This is a genomic window from Serratia sp. 121840015-1 (assembly GCF_053627655.1).
Genome location: NZ_JBSEYF010000001.1, coordinates 1511700 through 1535337, shown reverse-complemented (window position 1 = coordinate 1535337; position 23638 = coordinate 1511700). Strand labels below are relative to the sequence as shown.

At 59.3% G+C, this 23638-nt stretch carries 23 protein-coding genes and 1 riboswitch; of the genes, 13 read left to right on the top strand and 10 right to left on the bottom strand.

From position 1 onward, the window contains the following. Positions 1–90: 90 nt before the first annotated feature. A complete protein-coding gene (locus tag ACUXAC_RS07345) occupies positions 91–732 on the top strand; it encodes a TetR family transcriptional regulator (protein WP_225528797.1) in 642 nt (213 codons plus the stop codon). Positions 733–772: 40 nt separating this feature from the next. On the opposite strand, the gene ACUXAC_RS07340 is transcribed toward ACUXAC_RS07345, so the two are convergent. Then, a complete protein-coding gene (locus ACUXAC_RS07340) occupies positions 773–1678 on the bottom strand; it encodes a LysR family transcriptional regulator (RefSeq protein ID WP_225528796.1) in 906 nt (301 codons plus the stop codon). A gap of 68 nt (positions 1679–1746) precedes the next feature. Beyond that, complete coding sequence (locus tag ACUXAC_RS07335) at positions 1747–2442, bottom strand: helix-turn-helix domain-containing protein (protein ID WP_225528795.1); 696 nt, start codon at positions 2440–2442, stop codon at positions 1747–1749. Between ACUXAC_RS07335 and ACUXAC_RS07330 the strand changes: the two genes are divergently transcribed. Continuing rightward, positions 2432–3469: a cyclase family protein gene (locus tag ACUXAC_RS07330; protein ID WP_225528794.1), complete on the top strand. Its 1038-nt coding sequence runs from the start codon at positions 2432–2434 to the stop codon at positions 3467–3469. The two genes, ACUXAC_RS07335 and ACUXAC_RS07330, sit on opposite strands and share 11 nt — an antisense overlap. A 3-nt stretch (positions 3470–3472) precedes the next feature. Further along, positions 3473–4000 (top strand): carboxymuconolactone decarboxylase family protein, encoded by a 528-nt coding sequence (locus tag ACUXAC_RS07325; RefSeq protein WP_225528793.1) that lies wholly within the window; start codon positions 3473–3475, stop codon positions 3998–4000. Positions 4001–4078: 78 nt separating this feature from the next. Here the strand turns inward: ACUXAC_RS07325 and ACUXAC_RS07320 are convergent, their stop codons facing one another. The 3 genes from ACUXAC_RS07320 to ACUXAC_RS07310 form a co-directional block, all read right to left on the bottom strand. Further along, positions 4079–5548 carry a pyridoxal phosphate-dependent decarboxylase family protein gene (locus ACUXAC_RS07320; RefSeq protein WP_047730945.1) on the bottom strand — a complete coding sequence of 490 codons (1470 nt, stop codon included), beginning with the start codon at positions 5546–5548 and terminating at the stop codon, positions 4079–4081. 18 nt (positions 5549–5566) lie between these two features. Further along, the gene (locus ACUXAC_RS07315) at positions 5567–6949 is read right to left on the bottom strand and encodes a diaminobutyrate--2-oxoglutarate transaminase (protein WP_141968876.1); all 1383 of its coding nucleotides are present in this window, start codon (positions 6947–6949) and stop codon (positions 5567–5569) included. Between the two features lie 506 nt (positions 6950–7455). Further along, positions 7456–8676, bottom strand: a complete 1221-nt coding sequence (locus tag ACUXAC_RS07310; protein ID WP_421115041.1) for an NADH:flavin oxidoreductase/NADH oxidase family protein — start codon at positions 8674–8676, stop codon at positions 7456–7458. 72 nt (positions 8677–8748) lie between these two features. Here ACUXAC_RS07310 and ACUXAC_RS07305 point away from each other — a divergent pair, with 72 nt between their 5' ends. Continuing rightward, positions 8749–9171 (top strand): MerR family transcriptional regulator, encoded by a 423-nt coding sequence (locus ACUXAC_RS07305; protein ID WP_060418915.1) that lies wholly within the window; start codon positions 8749–8751, stop codon positions 9169–9171. On the opposite strand, the gene eno is transcribed toward ACUXAC_RS07305, so the two are convergent. Genes eno through ACUXAC_RS07290 form a run of 3 tightly spaced genes read right to left on the bottom strand, consistent with a single transcriptional unit; the run spans position 9158 to position 11855 of the window. Then, entirely contained in the window at positions 9158–10441 is a 1284-nt protein-coding gene (gene eno, locus ACUXAC_RS07300; RefSeq protein WP_421115040.1) for a phosphopyruvate hydratase, read from the bottom strand. The genes ACUXAC_RS07305 and eno overlap by 14 nt on opposite strands. Before the next feature lie 16 nt (positions 10442–10457). Then, positions 10458–10886 carry an adenine nucleotide alpha hydrolase family protein gene (locus ACUXAC_RS07295; RefSeq protein ID WP_047730706.1) on the bottom strand — a complete coding sequence of 143 codons (429 nt, stop codon included), beginning with the start codon at positions 10884–10886 and terminating at the stop codon, positions 10458–10460. 3 nt (positions 10887–10889) lie between these two features. Further along, positions 10890–11855: a DHHA2 domain-containing protein gene (locus ACUXAC_RS07290; protein WP_197779318.1), complete on the bottom strand. Its 966-nt coding sequence runs from the start codon at positions 11853–11855 to the stop codon at positions 10890–10892. Positions 11856–11895: 40 nt separating this feature from the next. Beyond that, a riboswitch (Fluoride riboswitch) is annotated at positions 11896–11971 on the bottom strand. Positions 11972–12152: 181 nt separating this feature from the next. Between ACUXAC_RS07290 and ACUXAC_RS07285 the strand changes: the two genes are divergently transcribed. The 4 genes from ACUXAC_RS07285 to ACUXAC_RS07270 all read left to right on the top strand — a co-directional run bounded on the left by ACUXAC_RS07285 (position 12153) and on the right by ACUXAC_RS07270 (position 16335). After that, complete coding sequence (locus tag ACUXAC_RS07285) at positions 12153–14033, top strand: diguanylate cyclase domain-containing protein (RefSeq protein ID WP_084827804.1); 1881 nt, start codon at positions 12153–12155, stop codon at positions 14031–14033. Between the two features lie 70 nt (positions 14034–14103). Continuing rightward, positions 14104–14952 carry an AraC family transcriptional regulator gene (locus tag ACUXAC_RS07280; protein ID WP_060439948.1) on the top strand — a complete coding sequence of 283 codons (849 nt, stop codon included), beginning with the start codon at positions 14104–14106 and terminating at the stop codon, positions 14950–14952. 52 nt (positions 14953–15004) lie between these two features. After that, positions 15005–15412 (top strand): DUF2000 domain-containing protein, encoded by a 408-nt coding sequence (locus ACUXAC_RS07275; RefSeq protein WP_019455349.1) that lies wholly within the window; start codon positions 15005–15007, stop codon positions 15410–15412. Between the two features lie 239 nt (positions 15413–15651). After that, the gene (locus ACUXAC_RS07270) at positions 15652–16335 is read left to right on the top strand and encodes a hypothetical protein (RefSeq protein ID WP_087762876.1); all 684 of its coding nucleotides are present in this window, start codon (positions 15652–15654) and stop codon (positions 16333–16335) included. 19 nt (positions 16336–16354) lie between these two features. Here the strand turns inward: ACUXAC_RS07270 and ACUXAC_RS07265 are convergent, their stop codons facing one another. Continuing rightward, a complete protein-coding gene (locus ACUXAC_RS07265) occupies positions 16355–17224 on the bottom strand; it encodes a LysR substrate-binding domain-containing protein (protein ID WP_100395794.1) in 870 nt (289 codons plus the stop codon). A gap of 181 nt (positions 17225–17405) precedes the next feature. Here ACUXAC_RS07265 and ACUXAC_RS07260 point away from each other — a divergent pair, with 181 nt between their 5' ends. From ACUXAC_RS07260 to ACUXAC_RS07240, 5 genes are all read left to right on the top strand, one after another. Further along, complete coding sequence (locus ACUXAC_RS07260; protein ID WP_236553317.1) at positions 17406–18578, top strand: MFS transporter; 1173 nt, start codon at positions 17406–17408, stop codon at positions 18576–18578. A 17-nt stretch (positions 18579–18595) separates the two neighbouring features. Continuing rightward, positions 18596–19639, top strand: coding sequence for an NAD(P)/FAD-dependent oxidoreductase (locus ACUXAC_RS07255; RefSeq protein WP_100395793.1), 1044 nt, complete (start codon positions 18596–18598; stop codon positions 19637–19639). Positions 19640–19876: 237 nt separating this feature from the next. Continuing rightward, the gene (locus ACUXAC_RS07250) at positions 19877–20194 is read left to right on the top strand and encodes a cupin domain-containing protein (protein ID WP_038871643.1); all 318 of its coding nucleotides are present in this window, start codon (positions 19877–19879) and stop codon (positions 20192–20194) included. Between the two features lie 366 nt (positions 20195–20560). Beyond that, positions 20561–21352 carry an AraC family transcriptional regulator gene (locus ACUXAC_RS07245; protein ID WP_142109895.1) on the top strand — a complete coding sequence of 264 codons (792 nt, stop codon included), beginning with the start codon at positions 20561–20563 and terminating at the stop codon, positions 21350–21352. A gap of 86 nt (positions 21353–21438) precedes the next feature. Further along, positions 21439–22974, top strand: coding sequence for a phospholipase D family protein (locus ACUXAC_RS07240; protein ID WP_197769614.1), 1536 nt, complete (start codon positions 21439–21441; stop codon positions 22972–22974). A gap of 60 nt (positions 22975–23034) precedes the next feature. On the opposite strand, the gene ACUXAC_RS07235 is transcribed toward ACUXAC_RS07240, so the two are convergent. Beyond that, positions 23035–23448 carry an energy transducer TonB gene (locus ACUXAC_RS07235; protein WP_342121324.1) on the bottom strand — a complete coding sequence of 138 codons (414 nt, stop codon included), beginning with the start codon at positions 23446–23448 and terminating at the stop codon, positions 23035–23037. Positions 23449–23638 lie beyond the last annotated feature (190 nt).

Sequence of the window (23638 nt, the reverse complement as noted above, 5' to 3'; positions counted from 1 at the left end):
TAATTTCCTGTCGTAAATGGAGCGCGTTAGCGCATGCCGCTATAATATGACGAACTATTCGTATTCCTCTATTCGCATTGGCCGTCCGCTATGACTGAACGCCGCAGTAAGCAAATTTCCTCGAGAAAACAACCACAACAGGCGCGATCTGCCGAACTGGTTTCCGCCATTCTGACCGCCGCTATTCAGGTTTTGGCGCAGGAGGGGGCGGCACGTTTCACTACCGCCAGAGTGGCTGAACGTGCCGGCGTCAGCGTCGGGTCGCTTTATCAGTATTTCCCCAACAAGGCGGCAATCCTGTTTCGTTTGCAGAGCGACGAATGGCGACAGACCACCGATATGCTGAGCCGTATTTTGGCCGACCACGAGAAAACGCCGTACGAGCGCCTGCGGTTGCTGGCGCAGGCATTTATCCGTTCGGAATGTGAAGAAGCGCAGATGCGCGTAGCGTTGAATGATGCGGCGCCGCTTTACCGAGATGCGCCGGAGGCACAGGCGGTGAAGGCGACCGGCAAGGGTATCGTGCAGGTTTTCATGTGCGAAGCGTTGCCTGATGTGCCGCCGTTCACTCGTCGGTTGGCGGGCGATCTGATCGTCGGCACGTTGGGGGCGGCGGGCAAGCAATTCTCCGAAACGCCGCGAACCGCGACCGAGATCGCGGCTTATGCCGATGCGATGGCGGACATGTTCTGCACTTATCTGGCCGATTTAAACGCGCGCGCGGCACCATAAGAGAATATTGGGTGACATTGTCACCTGCTGCGCGCGGTGTCTACACCCATTGGCGACAAACGGCCAACACCAACTGCCGCAGCCAACGGTGATCCGCCTCGGCGTCCAGACGCGGGTGCCACATTTGCGAGACGGTAATGGGCGGCGTTTTCACCGGCAGCTCGAAGACGCGCAGCGGGCCGTCGGCCGGTTGAGCCTGCAGGAAGGAGGCGGGCAACAGCGCCAGCAGGTTCGAGGCCTGCGCCACCGCCAGCGCGGCCGGAAAGCTCGGCACCACGGCGGCAATCTGGCGAGTCAGCCCCAGCTCCGCCAGCGCGGCGTCTACAGGCCCGAGAATGCGCCCGCTGCGCGAGGCCACCACGTGGCCGCAGGCGGCGTAGTCGGCGGCGCTAATCTCTGGCTGTTGCGCCAGCGGGTGCGTGGTTCTCATCACGCCGACGAAGCGATCGCGAAACAGCGCCTGCAGGCGGATTTCCGGGCCCATGTCACCCAGCACGCCTATCTCCAGATCGACCAGACCTTCACGCAGGGGGCGGTCGCTTTTCTCCGGTTTGGGCGCAAAGCGCAGCCGCACTCGCGGCGCCTGTTCGGCGGCGGCGGCGATCAGCGCCGGGCCGAAGGCCTCGACAAAGCCGTCGTTGGCGCGCAGCGTGAAGGTACGATCCAGCGCGGCGGGATCCAATGCTCCCTGCGCCGGACGCAACACAGCGCGCGCTTCGAACGTCGCATGCCGCGCCCGCTCGCGCAGCGTTTCGGCGTAGGGCGTCAGCACCATATGACGGCCGGCACGCACCAGCAGGGGATCGCCGGTCGCCGTGCGCAGTCGGCTGAGGGTACGGCTCATCGCCGAGGCGCTTAAACCGAGACGTCGCGCCGCGCCGGCAACGCTGCCCGCCGTCAGCAGCGCGTCGAGCGCGATCAGCAGGTTGAAATCAGGGTCTGTCATGCGTGCGCATCCTGTCGTGCTGAATAGGGGGAAGGCGTTCGATGCAGTTTGTGCGTGCTAATGCTGCATCAGTCGCCATGCATTATGCCTGAGCCTGTTTTCGATGTGCCATGACTTACCGCTAAAAAACCGGAGGGAGACTGGCCCGTTTGTCGTCTGAACATGGCGATAAAGGCGGAAGGATCGTTATACCCCAGGGTAGAGGCGACATATTTGACGGCTTTCCCTTCCTGCAACAGCCCCATCGCCATGAGGGTTTTGCTTCTCAGCTTCCATTCATTGAAAGAGATGCCGGTAGCGGCGAGAAATCGCCGCGACAGCGTACGCTCACTCAAGCCCAGCATGCCCGACCATTGTGCCAGCGTGTTGAGATCGTGCGGCGCGGCGCTCATCTTTTCGGTCATGATCTTGATAACGTCGTCGCTGCCGAGCGGCAGATAGCTGTCAAAACGCTCCGACAGCGCCAGCTGCTCAAGCAACGCGGTAACCAACGTCTGGTCCTGAGGCGTGCGCGGATAGCCAATACGCCTTTCTGAAAAATCGGCCAGCACCGCTTTGACGACCTTATTCAGCCGCAGGGTTTGCGGTTTGTTCGGTAAGAATTGGCATAGTGGGGGACTAACATGAAGAATGACATAATCAATTGCACTCTTTGCGACGGATTCATGCTCGGTATTAACGGGGAGCCAAATGGCATATTCCGGCGTGGATAAATAAATATTGCTCTCAATATTTATTTCCACCAGCCCTTTCATGGAATACATCAGTTTTCCCCAGGGCAACGCCTGTAAAGGGAATTGCGCTCCTGCCGGCCAGGATTTATTTCTGAACCAAATCGATATTGGGGCTTCCCCGGTCAATTCTGACGGTTTCATGACGCCTTCCTGTCCGCTCATGGCTGAGCCTTCCTATTATAACAATAAGTTGTCTGATAATCGGCATTTCTATTCTATGGGGAAAGCTTACTCTGGGCAGGTCATTCCCCTGGATAAAGGTAACCTTATGTACGGCAAAATCATTGATCTTTCGGTGCCGCTGATGAGCGGGATCGCCTCCGATCCGGAAAGTTTTCTGCCGGAAATCGAGTATGTTGATAACAAGCGCGGAGCGTTGCAGCTGGCGGAATCATTTCCCGGCCTGGATCCCCGGGAGCTGCCGCGTCAGGAGGGCTGGGCGGTGGAGTTTGTCCGCATGAGCACCCATGCGGGGACGCATATGGACGCCCCTTATCACTACCATTCACATATGGATGACGGATCGGCGTCAAAAACCATTGATGAAATACCGTTGGAATGGTGTATCGGCCCTGGCGTCAAATTGGATTTTCGCCATTTTCCCGACGGTTATGTGGCCACTGCGCATGATATTGAGCGTGAATTAGCGAAGATCGGCCATCATATCACCGCCGGCGATATCGTCCTGGTCAACACGGCGGCCGGCGGGCGTTACGGCAGCGAAGATTTCATTCATCGCGGTTGCGGCATGGGCCGTGAAGCGACGCTGTATCTTACCGAGCGCGGCGTCAGGGTGGTCGGCACCGATGCCTGGAGCTGGGACGCGCCATTCAGCCATACGCGCACCAAATTTGAACAAAGCGGCGATGTTTCGCTTATTTGGGAAGGGCATTATGCCGGCAGTCAATATCCTTATTGCCAGATTGAAAAACTGTGCAATCTTGAATTGCTGCCGCCCTGTGGATTTAACGTGATCAGCCTGCCGGTCAAGGTTTATAAGGCATCCGCCGGCTGGGCACGGCCGGTTGCAATTATCGATGAACGCGCAGGAGAATAAACGATGGCCAGAATAAAACTGCCGACGGTGAGTGAATTAACGGCTGAACAGCAGCAGCAATATGCCCGTTTCCCCGCCAACCTTACGCTGGGGCTGTTGAAAACCAGCTGTTCGGCGCAGGGATATCTGTCCCTGGGGGCTTCCTTTCCTGCCGGGCGACTGTGCGATAAAGATCGGGAAATGATCATATTAAGGGTTGGCGCGTTGAGCGGCAGCGCTTATGAACGCATGCAACACTACCCACTGGCGATCCTTGCGGGGTGGCACGATGACGACATAGAAAAAATAGAGCAGGGTGTGGGCATCGACGCCAGAGGGGTCGCCATCTTGCATTTTGTCGATGAATGCGTGAAACAGGTGAAGGTCTCTGCCGACACATTTCACGCGGTCAGGCACTATTATGATGAGGTTCAACTGGCTGAGCTGTCATTAATGATTGGGCACTACATGATGACGGCACGCTTTTTGGAAACGCTGGAAATCGATCTGGACGATCAAGCGACGTCCTGGGAAAACATGTCAACGGATTGAGTGCGCACGCCCGGCGTGAGCGCGATAAAAAAGCCGATAACCTGGGGTTATCGGCTTTTAATGTGCAATGGCAGAGGGTTACGCCGGCAGCTGCTGGGCGGTTTTCTCGACCAGCGCCAGCAACAGCTTGATGTCTTCCAGCGTCACGATCGGGTTCAGCAGCGTCATCTTCAGGCAAGTCACGCCATCGAACTCGGTCACGCCGACGTTGGCGCGGCCTGACTCCAGCAGGGCGTCACCGATACGCTGGTTGAACAGCGCGACGGCCGCGTCGCCGTTCGCCGCCAGTTGCGCCGGACGGTAGCGGAACAACACGCTGGCCAGCTGCGGCTGCATCACCAGCTCCAGCGATTCCTGATCGGCGATGTAACGCGCCACCTGTTGCGCCAGCGTCACGCCATGATCGATGATCTCGGCGTATTGCTTCTGCCCCAGCGCTTCCAGCCCCATCCACAGCTTCAACGCATCGAAGCGGCGGGTGGTCTGCAGCGACTTGGACACCAGGTTCGGCACGCCTTGCGCTTCGTCGAACTCGGAGTTCAGGTAGGCCGCCTGATAGCGCATCAGCTCATAGTGGCGCTCGTCTTTCAGCAAGAAGGCGCCGCAGCTGATGGTCTGGAAGAACTGCTTGTGGAAGTCCAGGGTAATGGAGTCCACCAGTTCCAGGCCGTCCAGGTAGTCGCGGTACTGCTCGGAAAGCAGCAGCGCGCCGCCCCAGGCCGCATCCACGTGCACCCAAATCTGCTGCTCCGCCGCCAGCCGCGCGATGTCGCGCAGCGGGTCAATGGCACCGGCGTCGGTGGTGCCGGCGGTGGCGACAATCGCCATCACCTGCTCGCCGTTGGCCTTGGCCTGCGCCAGTTTTTCCGCCAGGTCGTTCACGTCCATACGGGCGAAGCGATCGGTTTTCACCAGGGTGACGGACTGATAGCCGAGGCCCATCAGCGCCATGTTCTTCTGCACCGAGAAGTGGGCGTTTTCAGAACAGAACACCTTCAGCTTGCGCAGATCGCCCACCAGACCGTCCTGCTGCACGGAGTGGCCCTGACGCGCGAAGAACGCATCGCGCGCCAGCATCAGCCCCATCAGGTTGCTCTGGGTGCCGCCGCTGGTGAACACCCCGGCGTCGCCGGGCTGGTAACCGACCTGGGCACGCAGCCACTCGATCAGCTTCATTTCGATCAGCGTGGCCGACGGGCTTTGGTCCCAGGAGTCCATGCTCTGGTTGGTGGCGTTGATCAGCACTTCGGCGGCCTGGCTAATTACCAGGCTCGGGCAGTGCAGGTGCGCCACGCACTGCGGGTGGTGCACCGACAGGCTGTCTTTCAAAAAGTACTCGATGGCGCGATCGATCGCCGCCTGGTTGCCCAGGCCTTGCGGGGTGAAGTCGAGCTTGATGCGCTCGCGCAGTTCGGCCACGCTTTTGCCCTGATACATCTCGGGCTGTTGCAGCCACTGCACGACGGCTTCACTGCTCTGCGCGATCGCCTGGCGGTAAGCCTCGGCGCTGTGCGCCGAGGAAGCCAGAATCGGGTTTAACTTGGACATCGCGGTCATTCGCTCCAATCAGACTGGCTTGATGCCGGCGGCCAATAGCGCCTGCTCAAATTTATCCAGGAAAATACCCAGCTCATCGTTGGTGATCAGCAGGGAAGGCAGCAGACGCAGCACGCAGCCGTTGCGCCCGCCACGCTCCAGAATCAAACCGGATTCGAAGCATTTCTTCTGCAGCAGCGCAGACAGTTCGCCATCGGCCGGGTAGCAGCCCATGTGATCCTGCGCTTCGTTCGGCTTGACGATCTCGATGCCGATCATCAGGCCCAGGCCGCGGACGTGACCGATCACCGGATAACGTTTCTGCAGCTCGGCCAGCTTGCCTTTCAGCCATTCGCCCTGAGCGGCCACTTTGTCGGCGACCTTGTGCTCTTTCAGGTATTGCAGGGTGGTCAGGCCGGTGGCCATCGCCAGCTGGTTGCCGCGGAAGGTGCCGGTGTGATGACCCGGCTCCCAGGCGTCAAACTCTTTCTTGATGCCCAGTACCGCGAGCGGCAAGCCGCCGCCGACCGCTTTCGACATCACGATGATGTCCGGCTCGATGCCCGCGTGTTCGAAGGCGAACAGCTTGCCCGTACGGGCGAAACCGGCCTGAACTTCGTCGATGATCAGCAGAATGCCATGCTCCTGCGTCACTTTGCGGATGCGCTGCAGCCACTCGGCCGGTGCCGGGTTAACGCCGCCTTCGCCCTGAACGGCTTCCAGGATCACCGCCGCCGGTTTACGCACGCCGCTTTCCACGTCGTTGATCAGGTTGTCGAAGTAGTAGGTCAGCGCCTTGACGCCGGCTTCGCCGCCGATGCCCAGCGGGCAGCGGTATTCATGCGGATAAGGCATGAACTGCACTTCAGGCATCATGCCGTTGATCGCCGCCTTCGGCGACAGGTTGCCGGTGACCGACAGCGCGCCGTGGGTCATGCCGTGATAACCGCCGGAGAAGCTGATCACGCCGGAACGGCCGGTGTGCTTTTTCGCCAGCTTCAGCGCGGCTTCCACCGCATCGGCACCGGACGGGCCGCAGAACTGCAGGCAATAGGCTTTGCCTTCGCCCGGCAACAGAGAGAGCAGGTAATCGGAGAAACGATCTTTTAACGGGGTCGTGAGATCGAGAGTATGTAACGGCAAGCCGCTGGTAATGACATTTTGGATGCTTTGCAGGACGTCGGGGTGATTATGTCCAAGAGCCAACGTTCCCGCCCCGGCCAGGCAATCAAGATATTGATTATTCTCAACATCAGTGATCCAAACGCCCTGGGCTTTCGCAATTGCCAACGGCAATTTGCGCGGATAACTCCTAACATTCGACTCAAATTCGGCTTGGCGCGCCAAATAGGTTTCATTGTTTCCGTTTAATGAGTTTGCAACTAAAGTATCAATACGGACTTTATCCGTCATCATATCTCTCCTACAACCGAAGGTCTCAACACGCTCCGATTGAATTAATGAATTAGAAAAGTAACTGCCTTGTGAAAAGCGCGACCAATATATGGCTTTTTCGCCTGGGACTCAATAGCCGATTTTGTTTTGAATTGTTTAGTTTTTTCTTAGGCTCATCAATATGTTGTTGATTTATTGACCGTTGGTTTTGCCGGTAAAAAACAACATATCGTTAACATGGCACAAAAATCCTTTCCGTCGCCAACCTGCAGGCGGCTTTAATACGCTTATTAATAAGGTGAATTTCCGTTTAATAACATAAATAGGAATTAACGGCTTATTTTTATCTATTCACCACCTTAAGTCCTATAGCGTTTATATACACAAAATTTGTGATGAATATAAATGGCCAACCGTTAAAAGCGCAGCATCCAGATCGGTGATTTCTCTCAGATTTCACGTAGCGCGATCAAAAAAGCGCGTTTTTTACGCAGCGCCGGCCGGGTTCGCCGGCGCTGTTGCCGTTAACGTTGCCGTAACCAGGCGTGGTAGCGCTGCAGGATGCGGCGGGTACGCCACCGATCGACGAGCAGCGTGAACAGCGGGGAGTAGCGCACGCTGCGTGGCCGATTGTCACTCAGCGCTCGCATCCGGCGCTTGACCAACGCCATGCGGGCGAGCGACGCCATCGCTTTGCTGCGCCAGGTGACCGGGGCAGGCAGCGCATGGGGGGCCGCCCCGGTTTGCCAGCGCCGCGGCAGATCGGGCACTTCCGCCATGGCGGTGGCGATGCCGGCAACCGCGACGCCGCTGTCCAGCACTTGCTGCGCTACTGAAGGACGGGCGATGCCGCCGGTGGTCATCACCGGTATGCGGGCCACCGCGGCAAGATCGCGGGCGAAGGACAGAAAATAGGCTTCTCGCGCCAGGGTGCGGCCGTCCGCCGTTTCGCCTTGCATCGCCGGGCTTTCGTAGCTGCCGCCCGACAGTTCGATCAGATCGACCGGCAGATCGTTCAGCATCAGCACCACCTGGCGCGCATCGTCCGAAGAAAAACCGCCGCGCTGAAAATCGGCGGAGTTGAGTTTGACCGCCACGCAAAAGCCCGGCGAGACGCGCTCGCGCACCGCACGCACCACCTCCAGCAGCAGGCGGGCGCGGTTCGCCAACTCGCCGCCCCAGCGATCGTTGCGTTGGTTGGTCAGCGGCGAGAGAAACTGGGAAATCAGATAGCCGTGCGCCGCGTGGATCTCCACGCCGGTAAAACCGGCCCGTTCGGCAGCGTGCGCGCTGGCGGCGAAGCGCGCGATAACCTCGGCGATCTGCGCTTCATCCATCGCCTGCGGCTGGGCGAACAGCTTGCTGTGCTTGCCCATCGCCAGCGGGATGGCGGAGGGCGCCCATGCGTTGCCGCCCATGTTCGCCATCACCTGCCGGCCCGGGTGGTTAAGCTGCATCCACACCTGCGCGCCGCCCTGGCGCGCGGCCTTGGCCCAGATTTCGAACGGGGCGAGCGGCGTGTCTTGTTCCAGCACCACGCCGCCGGGGCCGGTCATGGCGCGGCCGTCGATCATCACGTTGCCGGTGATGATCAAGCCGGCGCCGCCTTCGGCCCAATAGCGGTATAAGCGCCACAGCGCCGGGCCGGGCAGTTGGCCTGGGGCGGCCAGATTTTCTTCCATCGCCGCCTTGGCCAGACGGTTGGTCAGGCGGCTGCCGTTGGGCAGCGTCAGTGGGGTAAACATCGGTTTTGCGCTCCTGTCGTAAGGGGAATGGCGCTATACTAGGTTTAAAGTTAACTTTAAGGTCAATAGGGCATGAAGATCGGAGAATTGGCGCAGCGCGCCGGCGTGGCCGCCTCGGCGATACGCTACTACGAGCAGTTGGGGTTGCTGCCGAAACCGGTGCGCGGCGTCAACGGCTATCGGGTCTACAGCGATAGCGCGCTGGAGCGATTGCACCTGATCCAAATCGGCCAAAATCTGGGGTTTTCGCTGCAGGCGATCCAACGCGTGCTGGCGCTGCAGGGCAGCGCTTATGAGGATGGGTTGATACGCGGCGTCGATGAACGGCTGGCGGAGATCGAGCTGATGATGGCCACGCTGAATGAACAACGAGAAACCTTGTTGACGACCCGGCTGACCTTATTGGAGTCCGGTGTCGCCGGGCTGTGCCAAGCCAAGGGCGAAAAACAGGCCGACGCATCGCCGGCCCGGCCGGCAAAGCTTAGCGGCGTTTAAAGGCGGAACGACCGGCATACACCGCCGCGTCGCCCAACTGGTCTTCGATGCGCATCAGCTGATTGTATTTTTCGATTCGCTCGCCGCGGCTCGGCGCGCCGGTTTTCAGATGGCCGGCTCGCATCGCGACCGTCATGTCGGCGATAAAGCTGTCGACGGTTTCACCGCTGCGGTGCGAGATAAAGGTGCCCCAGCCGTTCGCCTGGCAGAGCTGTACGGCGGCGAAGGTTTCGCTTAGCGTGCCGATCTGGTTCAGCTTGATCAGCGCCGCATTGGCCAACCGTTCATCAATCCCGCGCTGGATGTATTTCACGTTGGTGACGAACAGATCGTCGCCGACCAGCTCCACCTGGTCGCCCAGGGCGTCGCTCAGAATACGCCAGCCGGCCCAGTCGTCCTCGGCCAAGCCGTCTTCAATCAGCACGATGGGGAAATCCTGCACCAGCCGTTGGTAATAGGCCGTCATCTGGGCTGCGTCCAACTCGAGATTCTCGCTGCGCAGGCGGTACTTGCCGTCGGTGTAGAATTCGCTCGAGGCCGGATCCATGCAGATCGCGATATCTTCTCCCGGCCGGTAGCCGGCTTTCTCTATCGCCTGCACGATCAGCTCGAGCGGCTGGCGGTTTGAGGCGACCGCCGGCGCGAAACCGCCTTCGTCACCGACGCCGACCGACAGGCCTTTTTCCAACAGGATTTGGCGCAGCGTCTGATAAACTTCACTGCCCCAGCGCACGGCCTCGCGCAGCGACGGCGCGCCCAGGGGAGCTATCATAAACTCCTGAAAGTCCGCCCCTTGCCACCGGGCGTGCACGCCGCCGTTGATGATATTCATGCAGGGCACCGGCAGCAGGTTGGCGCCGATGCCGCCCAGATAACGATACAGCGGCAGCTGCGACAATTGCGCCGCGAGGCGGGCGGCGGCCAGAGAAACGCCGAGCAGGGCGTTGGCCCCCAATCGGCTCTTGTTCTCGCTGCCGTCCAGCGCGATCAGCCGGCGGTCTATCTCCTCTTGTTGGCGCACATCCACTCCGCGCAGCGCCTCGTTGATCGCCGTTTTGACGCTGTGCACCGCCTCCAGTACGCCTTTGCCGCCGAAACGGTGCGGATCGCCGTCGCGGTGCTCCACCGCCTCGCGCGACCCGGTGCTGGCTCCCGAAGGCACCGAAGCCCGGGCCACGACGCCCGCCGCGCTCATTTCGACTTCGACGGTCGGGTTGCCGCGCGAATCCAGGATCTCTCTGGCGGTTACGCTTTCAATCTCATAGCTCATGGGTAGTCACCTCGTTCTAGGGAGTGGGAACGTGCTTTATCAGCACATCGATGGATAAATGGTTGATGAATTCGAAGCCGAAGGAGGCATAGACGCCAAACGGACGGTTCTGATGGCCGAGCAACAAAAGATCGACGCCTTCACGGGCAATCAGGGCTTCGACGTCTTTGAAGCGATGGATGCTGACCATTGCGCGCACCTCCAGGGGGATTGAGCAGTCGTCCACCAGGCGGCTGAGCATGGCTTTGGCGGCGATCACCTCGCTGGACTGGCGATCTTTGGTTTGCGCATCGCTGAGGTAGTCCAGCTCGGCATAGTCGGCGCTGATGTGCGCCACGGTAATGCGCGTATTCATCTGCTGATTGAGGCGTTCGGCATGGCGCAACAGCAGCCGGCCGTCGCGTTCATCCTGTACCAGCAGTAAAGCGTGTTGGTAGATCGGCATGTCTTATCTCCCTGCGTGAGCAATCTGTAGGGTTAACCACGGTAAAACCTCTTTTTTTCGGCTCGTCATACCGGGCAGCGACACCTGCTGAATGGCGAGTACCCGGTTCGACGAAAAATACAGGGTGGAACGGCGGTGGGTGATATCGGTAACCAACAGCGCGGTCATCTCCAGCCCGGCTTCCTGCTTCGCCTGCTCGAGCGCCTGTTGCAGCGCGGGCAACAGCGGATCGATGTCGCTCATGGCCCGCACTTCTATCTGCGACAGCAGCAGCGAAACGGTATGGATGCGGTAATTCTTGGCGTCGCGCTGCAGCAACTGCGGGGCGGATTGCCCGGAGAGATCGGTTTTGGCGGCCAGCAGCCCGGCGATGAAGGCGTCATAGTCGACGTGAGAGATTGCGCGCAACCGGGTGACCGCCAGCCGATCCTGTTCCGTGGTGGTCGGCGCACTGAGCGCGACGGTGTCGCTCAAGATGGCGCCCAGCAGCAGCGTGGCCTGCGCGGCGTTAAGTGGCATTGGCTTTTCTGTCGTCAGGATTTGCAGGATCACGGTGGCGCAACAGCCGACGGCGCGCACCCAGACATCGGGCGGGTTGCGGGTGACTAACGTGCCCAGCCGGTGATGGTCGATAACGCCGACCACGTCGCTGTCGGGCAATGAGGCCGGGCCTTGTTCGATATCGGTAAAGTCGACCAGCCAGACTTTGCGGTCACGGAGATCGTCTGTCAGCAGCGCAGGCGCCTGTATGCCGGCGGCAGCCAGTATGTAGCGGGTTTCCGGCGTGAGGTCGCCTAGGCGGAAAGCGACGGCCGGTTTGCCGAGGTGATTGAGCCAGTCCGCAACCACCAGCGCGCTGCAGATGCTGTCGCTGTCGGGATTTTTATGGCCGAAAACGCACAGGGGCATTTCCCGCGCGACGGCATCGGACTGGAGTGGAAAAGAGGTAAAACCTGAGATTTCATTCATAGCGACTCCTGACATACCTGCCTAAAAAATAAAGCGAAGTTGTATATCAGGCGTCATCATCCGGTTCGAGTGAACGCGGCGGTTGGGAAAGGTGGAACACCATCACCTTGTGAACGACTGTAGCGCAGCGCGGGGGGAAACGCAACGCCCGGCAAAGTTGGCGAGAATACATAATCGGATTGATACTGTGAGTGAGTCTATGATGGACAAGGATATTATTTGCCGCTAACCGACGGATAGGCTGAACGGACTCACGCCGGCTATGCCGGGTCCGTGGGTGACACAATGGGAGACAACATGCTCGAACCCTGCTTCCCCGAAAACGAAGCCGAACGCCTGTCGGTATTGAACTCACTGAACGTGCTGGATTCGAACTCGGTGGAAAAACTGGATCGCATCACGCGGTTGGCGGCGAAATACTTCGGCGTGACCATTGCGCTGGTGTCGCTGATCGACCGGGATCGCCAATGGTTTCTATCGCGCTACGGTCTGGATGCCCGAGAAACGCCGCGCAATATCTCGTTTTGCGGCCATGCCATCTTGCAACGCGAAGCGCTGGTGGTGCCCGATACCGCCAAGGATCCGCGCTTTTTCGATAATCCGCTGGTGATCGGCGGGCCGAGGATCGGTTTTTACGTCGGGCAGCCGCTGCTGTCGCTCGATGGCTTGCCGCTAGGCACGCTGTGCATTATCGACAGCCACCCGCAGCCGTTTTCTCCTGCTCAACTGGCCGATCTGCACGATTTCGCCGCCGTGGTGGAGGAATATCTGCAGAGCATTGAACGCCTCGTCTATACCGAAAACCTGAAATCCGACCTGCAGCGTACGGAGGCGCTGTTCGAACAAACCTTCTCCCAGGCGGCGGTAGGTATGGCGCTGGTCTCGCTGCAAGGATATTGGCTGCGGGTGAATCCGCGCATCTGCGAAATGCTTCAGTATTCCGAGCGTGAGCTGATGGATCGCACCTTCCAGGACATCACCTATCCGCTCGATCTCAACACCGATCTGGAAAAGCTGCAGCAGCTGCTGAAAAATGAAATCAGTACCTATTCGATGGAAAAACGCTATTTCCGCGCCGACGGCTCGATCGTTTGGGTACAGCTGACGGTGGCGCTCAATCGTTTGCCGAACGGCAAGCCGGACCATTTCATCTCGGTTATCGTCGATATCAGCGAGCGCAAAGCGGCGGAGGCCGATCTGTTCGCTCTGCAACACGAGCTGGAACAACGCGTCGAAATCCGCACGCAGGAGCTGAACGTGGTGGTTAAAAAGCTCAACGAAGAGATTGAGACCCGGGTGCTCGCAGAATATCAGCTCAGTGCGGAGAAGGAGCGTCTGCGCGCCATTACTGACAATATGCCGGCCTTAATCAGCCAGATCGACGGTAATGAACGCTACCTGTTCGCTAACAGCGCCTACAAAACCTGGTTCGGTCTGGAGGAGTCTAGCCTCAGGGGGATGACGGTGCGCGATTTCATGGGGGAAAGCGTTTATCGAATAGCAAAACCGATGATCGAGCGGGCCCTCGCGGGCGAAATGGTGAGTTTTGAGAATGAGCTGCAGACCCGGCAAGGGCTGCTGATGATCCACACCACGCTGGTGCCGTGCGAAGCGCAGGGCTTCTACATTCTCGCCATGGACATCACCGAACTGAAGCGGCTGCAGCAGCGGCTGGAATATGACGCAACCCACGACATGTTGACCGGATTGACCAATCGCCGCGCGTTTCTACGCCGGTTGTCGGGCACGCTGCAGGCCTGTTGCCATCAGCGGCAGATGGCGCTGCTGTTTATCGATCTCGACGGGTTCAAAACCCTTAACGACAGCTATGGCCATGACTTCGGCGACGCGATCCTGAAGACGTTCGCCACATTGCTCAGCACCTGCGCCGGCGAGCGCCACAGCGTCTCGCGTCTGGCCGGTGACGAGTTCACGGTGATCCTGTGGCCGTTGACGGATCCGCGGCGCGAAGTCAGCGAGTTTTGCGAAAACGTGTTGGCGCATCTGGCCAAAATTACGCAGATCGGGCCGCAGAAGGTACGGCTTTCCGCCAGCATCGGCGCGGCCATTTCCCCACGCGGCGATGTGACGGAGGAGATGCTGCTGACCCGCGCCGACGGCGCGATGTATCAGGCGAAATCGGCCGGAAAGGGCACTTATGCCATCTGCGAGCTGTGAGCGTGCAACGGTGGCGGTCTCAGGGTAAGCTGTTTTTCTTTTCCTATGAGCAGAACTCCGGATTTATTGCATGGCGTCAAATCATCAACATAAAGATTGGCTTGAACTGCGACGCGATGAGGAAACCGGTATTGAGAGCGTCAATGCCCACTTTCAGGGGCATGCCTACGATCCTCACGATCATGATGAAATGCTGGTGGGTGTCACGCAGCAGGGTTTACAGCGTTTCAACTGCCACCGCTCATTGCATACCAGCCGGCCGGGACGCGCCATGCTGATCGAACCGGGGGCGGTGCATGATGGCCATGCGCCGCAGGCCGAGGGATTTACCTATGCGATGCTCTATTTGCCCCAGCATTGGGTATCCGCCGCTATGCACCGCCGTGGAATGGGGGACGCCTCCGTGCTGGAAGGTGCCTTCCACAGCACGTTGACCGACGATCCTATGCTGGCGGCCGCGATACAGCAGGCCTTTTTCTCGTTGCATCATAGAGAGGGGCGACTGGCGCGCGATCAAAGCCTGGACCATCTGCTGACGCTATTGTCACGGCACATCCGTGCCAGGCCGGATTCCCAACACGACGACGCTTTGGTTGAGATGAACCGCTTACGGGACTATCTGCATGCACATATGGCGGATAACCCCAGTCTGGATGACCTGGCGCTTCAGTGTGGTCTGGACCGTTTCCGCCTGACTCGCCAATTCACTCGGGCTTTTGGCCAGTCGCCGCATGCGTATTTGGTTCGGTTGAGGCTGCGGGCCGCACGCTTGTTGTTGGCGCAGGGGCAAGAACCGGCGCAGGTCGCCATGCAGGTGGGCTTTGCCGATCAGAGCCATTTGGGTCGCTGGTTCCAGCGTGCCTACCGTTTATCACCGGCGGCCTATCAACGCCAGTGCACAAACGTTCTATACCGCTGATTTGCCATTTCCGATGATGTGCTTTTAACAGCACTACGGAGTAGAGCGAAAGATGTTTGATACCAAGATAGCGTTTATCGTACGCGACGATCTGCAGACCTGGCAGCGGCTGAACGTGGTGGCCTTTCTGGCGACGGGCATCGCCGCCGCCGCCCCGGAAATCATCGGCGAGTGTTACGTGGATGCGCAGGGCAGACGCTACGGCGGTATTTCCGGGCAGCCGATGCTGATTTTCGCCGCAGATTTGCCGGGCCTGCAAAATGTGCATCGCAAAGGGTTGGAGCGGGAATTGACGTTGATCCCCTATGTGCACGCCATGTTCTCGACCGGGCACGATGAAGCCAATCGGCAGGTTTTTCTCGCTGAAGACGCGGACAATCTGGATTTGGTCGGTCTGGCGCTGCGCGGACCGAAAAAAGCGGTGGATAAGGCGATAAAAGGCCTGGCGCTTCACGGCTGAGAATACCGTGAGCGCGATGTTTTTTTTGCCTCGAAATAAGCGTTAAGGAGTTTGAAGCTGAGTTAAATAATCAACGGCATGATTATTTAACTCATATTAAATGCCTTATTTATCCTTCAGTGTGAATAAAACGAAAGCAGCTATACTGCAGGAGACTTCTCCAACGTTTCTTTTTGGCTCGCAAGCCGTTCAGCCTGATACGCAATCTATCAAATCACTTCAATATCAAGGGGGTTTTTATGAAAACCGTCCTGCAGCATATTTTGGTCAATAAAGCACGTTACGCCCAGCTTCCGCTGTTTGAGTTCCTGCGTGATGAAAATCGCACGCCTCAGGAGCGGCTGGCGTTTCTGCCCCATATCGCGTTTTTTATTATGGCTTTCGCCGATGTGAATAAGCTGATGCTGCGCAATGAAACGCCGGCGGCCGATATTTACCAACGGAAAGTCAATGCGCATACCCATGAAGATGATCACCATTGGCCGTGGTATCTCGAGGATTTGGACAAACTCGGTTACAACCGCTGCGTCGACACGGTGGCGCATCTGGAAACGCTGTGGAGCGACAGCACTCAGGCGAATCGGTTATTGACCTATCGGCTGTGCGCGCGGGTAAGCGGTCTCGGTGGTCTGGAGCGGATCGTGGTGATCGAGGCCATCGAAGCTACCGGTAACGTGCTGTTTGGGCTGACGGCGCCGCTGGCCACGCGCATTCATCAGGCGACCGGCGTCGAACTGCGCTACTGCGGCGAGTTTCATCTGGCGCTGGAGAGCGGGCATGCCCAGCTGCAGGATCATGCGGAACTGGCGGCGATCCCATTGACGGATGGCATCAGGCGACGTTGCATCGCTCATGTCGACCACGTTTTTGCCTGGTTTACCGAGTGGACGCACGAAACGCTCGCGCATGTCCGGGAGGGCTGACGCGTTCCCGAACCGGCGCTTACGCCTGAAACGCCTGCAGCCAGGCGGCGAATTTTCTCACGACCTCATCGTCCCGATCGCGCAGCAGCAGGGAATAAACGCCGGTTCGGATAGTCAACGCCGGGAAAGGCGACACCAGTCGACCGGACGACAGATGCTTGGCGCAGAACAGGTAAGGCACGACGGCCAGCCCCAGGCCGTCCTCGGCCGCCTGAATGGCGGCGAAGGTATGGTCGAGCGTGAGCGGCGCCGGCGAGGCGTCCAACGCCGTCGGGTAGGTATTCAGCCAGCTGTGCCATAAATCCTCACGGGCGCGGATACGGATGGCGGTATGCCCGGCCAGCGTGCCGGGCGCACTGACCGGCATGGCGCGCAAGTAGCTCTGGCTGCAGACCAAAAGGCTCTCTTCCTGCAGAAAAGGGATCGCTTTCAGCCCGGAGAAGTGCGCAGGATCGCGCCGGATCGCCAGATCAAACGGCGTATTGCGATCGACGGCCCCTGTGCTGGTGGTGATATCAATCGCGACCTCCGGATGAATCTCATTGAACGCCGCCAGCTTCGGCATCAGCCAGTGCATGGTGAACGTCGGCAGGCTGTGCACCACCAACCGCTGCCGGCCGGCGCTCGCTTTCAGTGCACTTTCCGCGGCATACAGTTCGCTTATCACCCGGGACGCGGTGCGGGAAAAATTCTCGCCGGCCTGCGTCAGCCGCACGGACTTGTGTCCGCGATAAAACAGTGTGATCCCCAGCTGTTCTTCCAGGCTGCGAATGTGGCGGCTGACCGCGCCGGTGGTGAGAAACAGCTCATCCGCAGCGGCGCTGAAGCTGCCAAGGCGGGCGGCGGCTTCGAAAGCGGACAGGTGCGGCAGGGAGTGAATTTTTTTCATTGGTTGAGTCTAGCTCAACCAAATGAGCGAGGAAAGATCGTTTGTCAGCCGTTGATTTTTCTCACTATTATCACGCATCTTTCCCGGTTTGCCGAGTGTGTCATGCAGCGATTTTCCCCGTCTGTCGTTCGTGTTAGTCGAATTATCCTCACCCTTCGATGGGCAGGGAGACGGCGCTGAGATGCGAGCTTTCTTTCTGCTTTGCGTGAGCCGGGCCGGCCTCTGCCTGGGCACCATGATGTTCGCCGGTGCACTGCCGACCATCAGAAGCGAGTGGCAGCTCGACGCCGCCTCCGCCGGTACGGTGCAGACGGTGTTCAGCCTGACCAACGCCTTGGCGCTGCTGGTGGCCTCCTGGTGGTGTGATTCACTGGGGGCGCGCCGGGTTTACCTGCTGTTTTCCTGGCTGGGCGCCGCTGCGCTGATGCTGTTCGCCGTGTTTGCCCATTCTTATGCCGGCGCGCTGGTGTTGATGGCCTTCGTCGGCCTGACGCAGGGCGGCGCCTATACGCCGGCGCTGCTGCTGGCGATGGGGATGAACGGCCCGGCCCGGCGCGGTTACGCCATTGGCATGATGCTAGCGGCCAGTTCGTTGGGGTATTTTCTGTCGGTTTTCATCGCCGGTTGGAGCGCCATGCGTTGGGACGCCGGCGTGGCGTTTTTCCTGTGTGCCGCCGGCGCGTTGCTGGGGGCGCTGGCGGGTTCGTTGGCCCTGGTCGGTTATCGGGAACCGCAGCCGCGTACGCTGGGGAGGCAGACGAAACGTGAAAGCTATGCTATCACCTATGCGACCCTGCTGTTGCTGGTCGGGTATATCGCCCACAGCTGGGAACTGCTCGGTAACTGGGCATGGGCGCCCAGCCTGGTCAGCGAGGCGTTGAGCGGTTTCTCTCTGGATCCGCTCAGCGCCGGATTGATCGTCGCGGCGGTGATCCACCTGGCCGGCATGGTTGCCACGCTGATTGTCGGCACCGTTTCCGACTATTTTAACCGTGCATCGGTGCTGATGTTTATGGGCGCCGCCGGCGCGTTGGGATCGCTGCTGATGGGGTGGTCGGCGAACTGGGGGCCGGGCTGGACGCTGCTGGCCGTCAGCATCGGCAGTTTCTTCATCCTCGGCGACTCCGGCGTGCTGTCGGCCGCGATGGCGGACAACGTGCCGCCGCAACAGCTCGGTAGCGTGATGGGCTGGCGATCGCTGCTGGGGTTCGGCATCGGTTCGTTCGCCCCTTTATCCTTTGGCGTCGTGATGGATACCACCCAGAGCTGGGGCACGTCTTATGCCGTATTGGCCTGCGGCGGTGGAGTAGCCTGTTTGGCGGCCTGCCTGCTTTGGCGGCAGCACTTGAAATGAGGTACGGACATCATTAAATGAATGGAACATCATCACGCATGGTTATCGTGGGCGCCGGGATTGTCGGGGCATCGGTCGCCTATCATCTCGCGCGCCAGGGGCAGCACGTTGTCGTCGTTGAGCAGGCGCATCCCTCGGCGGGGGCCACAGGCAGCTCGTTTGGCTGGATCAGCGAAGGCGTGCCTGAGGGCGCTCCCGACGCGTTTCTGCGGCGCGAGATCGTCGCTGACTGGATGCGCCTGGCGCAGGAGATCCCGGATCTCTGGGTGAATTGGTCCGGCGCGCTCAGCTATGGCCAGGCGCCGGCGACGCAAAACCCCGACAATCGGCTTTTGCCCTCCGCCGAGGTGAACGCGCTGGAACCGGGGCTCAGGCAGCCCGATAGCCAAGCCTATTTTGCGGCGCGTGACGGCGCCGTCGATCCGCAAGAAGTGACACAGCGGTTGCTCGAGTGCGTTAGCGCGTGGGGCGGGGAGTTGCTCCTGGGGCGAACCGTCACCGGATTTTTGCGTGAAGAGGGGCAGATAATCGGCATCGTTACCGAGGAAGGCGCGATTGCCGCCGATCGGGTGGTGCTCGCCTGCGGCACGGGAATCTCCGCGCTGCTGGATGGCAGCGGGTTCTCGCTGCCGATCGAGGCGTCGCCGGCGATTCTGTTACGCTATCGTGCGGCGGCGCTGGCAGTGAACACGCTGATTGCGGGCGATGACGTTGAAGTGCGCCATACGCAAAACGGCGATCTGCTGGCGGCGGAGGATTACCCGCCGGAGGGGGACGTTAAACGGGTGGAAAACGACGCGCAATCGGCGATTAAAAACCGCCTGCCGGATACGGCACCCTTGCAACTGCAGGCGTGTTCGGTGGGGATGCGGCCCCGGCCGCGCGACGGTTATCCCATCATCGGGCCACTGGGCGCTACCCGGCTCTATGTGGCGGTGATGCACCCGGCAGTGATGTGCGCGCCAACGCTTGGCCGGCTGGTCAGCGACGAGCTGCTGTATGGCGTCAATCCTGCCATTCCGCACGCTTATCGCCCCGAGCGATTTGACGACGGGAAATGAATATACGCTCAACCTGGCAGCGGTTTTTTGCGCCGTCGGCGAGGCTCTTATATATTTAGTAGCATGCCTGAGGCAGGTTGGGCATGAAACGGCGGTCGGTCGGGCCGCTGCAAGTACGACAGTTAAATCCGTTCGCCAAGAGGCTGCGAGCCTGTGCTTTCGGTAGGGACAGCCGCCAATCGTTTTTATGGCGACCGAAGGCGGAGCAGCTACTCACAGGTCACGAGGACACTTACCATGCATAAGAGAACACTGGCGTCACTGCATTACGAAAACATGCCTTACGATGGGGTGCGTTTTCATATTTTGAAACGGGAGACGCCTGGCCATACGGCGTTGCTGAAGTTGGATGCGGGCAGCCGACAACCGGCGCGTTTTCATCCGGGGTGGGTGAAACTGATGGTGCTGAGCGGTGAACTGAAGGTTGACGATCAGACGTTGCAACCCCATGAGATGTTAATCATCCCTGCCAATACTGCCTATACGGTACAGGCCATTACTGAAGTGATTTGTCTGGCGATTTCCGAGCTGGACGGCGCCGAGTTGGCCCGTTGAGGTGATAACACGAATGGCACGAATGGATAGAGGAGAGCCTAGGCGCTCTCCCTATCCCTGCAGCATTAAGCCGCCCCCCAGGCTGAGCTACCTGCTGATTGATGCGTCTACCTCCTGATTTAAGCCACCGCGCTTTCCCTTTCCATCACTTTCGGCCACGTCGCCCCCGCAACGAGCCGCCATCGCGCAGCGCATGCGCAACGTCATCGCCTTGGTTTTACGCAGAACGATGAAATTTTGGTGTAAATAGTGAGTTTCTTCGCATAAGGCCCCTGGTGTGGCTTGCGAGAACGTCACTATATGGAGGATCATGCGGCGCCTCTATCAAATAAAAGACATTCGCGTTATCAAAAGGGACAAACGACCATGGGATTCGAAGTCGACAACGCCGAAACCAAACGCATCGACCTCAGCAGCCACGAAAACTCCTCGTTCGAGGTGACAGGGCTGGTGAAACACTATCCGGCGGGCTTTGTCATTCCTTACCACTCGCATAAACGCAGCCATTTGCTCTATTCGCAGCAGGGCGTTATGGCGGTCGAGGCGAGCAGCGGGCGCTGGATCGTGCCGCCCACCACCGCAGTCTGGCTGCGGCCGGGGGTAGAACATCAGCTGGTCATGCAGAGCAACATTTGCGTTTACGGGATTTTGGTTGATGAAGTCACCGCCGCGCGTTTGCCGCTGCGCGACGGCGTATTGCAGGTCTCACCGCTGCTGCGAGAACTGATCGCTCAGCTGGCGACGCTGGCGCCCGAAGGGGCGGAGACCAAACGCAATATGCTGCTCAGAGCGTTGTTCCTTGAGGAGCTGAGCCTGCAGCCGCAGCTGGCGCTGCATTTGCCTTGGCCGGCAGAGGCGAGAATGGCCGAGATTTGCCGGCTGTTGGTCATCACGCCGGCCGACGATCGCGGCATTGAGGCCTGGGCCGATTCACTGTCGATCAGCGCGAAAACCTTCCAGCGTCATTTCACTCAACAAACCGGCATCACCTTCGGCCAGTGGAAACAGCGCCTGCGGCTGCTGTCGTCCATTCCGCTGCTGTTGGCCGGCAACTCGATCATCCATGCCGCCTTCGAAAGCGGTTACGAGAGCCACAGCGCCTATTCGGTGGCGTTCAAAAAACTGTTTGGCGTTTCGCCTTCGCGCTTTACGCTATAGCCTTATGGCATAGCGCGCTTCTCCTATAGATTGAAGCAACCTAATGACGTATAAAGCAAAGCAGTCAACCTCCGAGGCCGCTTCCCGTGATAAAAATTGTCGTGTATCTGATTCTCGCCGTGACGATCGCCATTATTGCGGCAAGAGTCCTCTTTCGTTTGCCGGATATTTCCCAGCGTCTGCCGCAGGCGGCGTTGCCGGCGGATCCTGCCGCCCAGTTATCGGCGCGGGCCGCCGAACTGATGGCGGCGAATCCTGGCCTGAGCGGCGTGGTGCCGCTGGCCAGCGGGCACGATGCGTTCGCCAGCCGCCTGGCGTTGGCGCGGATGGCGGAAAGGTCGATCGACGCCCAGTACTACATCTGGCATAACGACACCTCCGGGCAGATCCTGCTGAAAACCCTGTATGACGCCGCCCAACGCGGCGTGCGCGTGCGGCTGCTGCTGGACGATAACGGCGTCGCCATGGACGAGACCCTGGCGGCGCTGAACGCCCAGGAAAACGTCGAGATCCGCCTGTTCAACCCATCAACCGTGCGCACGCCGAAGTTGGCCGGCTACGCCTTTGACTTTATGCGTATGAATCGGCGCATGCATAACAAGTCTTACATCGTCGACGGCGCCGTGGCGATCATCGGCGGCCGCAACATTGGCGACGAGTATTTCCAGGTCGGCGACGAAAACTATTTCCTCGATCTCGACGTGCTGAGCGTCGGCAGCGTAGTGGCAGAAACGGCCGAGGTGTTCGATCGCTACTGGAACAGCGCGTCGGTGTTCGGCGTTGAGCAAATTATCCGGGGCAAAGGTAATCTTTCTGCCTTCCTGACGCAGGCCACCGCGACCGAAAGCAGCGAACGGGCCCGCAAATTGGCGGTGCAGCTGGAAACCAGCGCGGTGCGCTTTCGCGATGGCGCCGTCCAGCCGGAATTCACCCAGGTAGAGCTGGTGGCCGACGATCCGGCGAAAGGGCTGGGCAAGGCGTCGCGCGATCGGTTGATGGTGACGCAGCTCGGCAAGATCATCGGCGGCGTCGGCCGGCAGCTGGATCTGGTTTCCGCCTATTTCGTGCCTGGGCGGGAAGGGGCGAGCTTCTTTGAATCGCTTGCCAAACAGGGGAAGTCCATACGCGTGCTGACCAACGCGATGAACACCACCGACGTGCTGGTGGTGCATGCCGGCTACGCCAAATACCGGCGTGAGCTGCTGCAGGCGGGCGTCGAACTGTTCGAGCTGAAGCTGCGCGCCGGTCAACCGACCGGGCGCAAGGAACTCAAGCCGCTGGGGCTGTCCGGCGCGGCGCTGCACGCGAAAACCTTCGCCATCGATGATAAGCGGGTGTTTATCGGTTCGTTCAATTTCGATCCGCGCTCGGCGCACCTGAACTGCGAAATGGGCTTCTTGATCGACAGCCCGACGCTGGCGGCCGACACTCGCCAACTGTTTGATGGCCCGCTCGAGTACGCCGCCTACCGCCCGGTATTGACGCCCGAGGGCAAAATGGTGTGGAAAGAAGCCTTCGAAGACGGCCACACCGAGGTGCATCAGCAAGAGCCCGGCGCCGGCTGGGTAAAACGCATTATTCTCACCGTGGCCGGTTGGCTGCCTATCGAGTGGATGCTGTAACGCCGGAGAATGCCGCCGCCACCCGTTGAGTCAATCGCTGCAAGGGAACCTCTCCTGGGCTTATCGGTTGGCGTCCGCATCGCCAGAGAGTTTAAAAGTAAACAACGCCGTTTCATGAATGCGGCCCGGTATCCAGCAGCTGCGTGCAATGGCGCTTTTGGTGTCGCGATAGAACTCTGGAGTGCCCGTCAGCACGATATTTCTGGCTTTACCCTTATCATCAACATCAAACGTTGCGCTCACTTCGCCTTCGCGTTTTTCTGCCTTCGCAGAGGCGGAATAGTGCGGCCGCTCATAAAAAACTTGTCCGTCGCATCCCAGGTTAGGCGGTTGCTTTGCCGTTGGAACATCGCTGCCTGCACGCCAGGCATAAACGCAATCATTCACCGCACTGGCTTTTTCACAGCCATCAGGCTGCATTGGCACGCAGCCGGCAAGTGCCAGGCTCAGTGGAAGGAGGGTGAGTCGTGACATGGCATTCCCTGCATGACTTATCAATCAGATAACGTCTATTTTCGCTGAGCGTAGCGTATTTGGAAAGAGAAATGATGTAGCGTCTGTCGATATAAATCGGCCGTGTTTTTCGGCAGCGTGATAAAGCAGAACTTATTGAATTTTATTTTATAGAATTATATTTTTTATATTATTTACCGATAAAGATTAC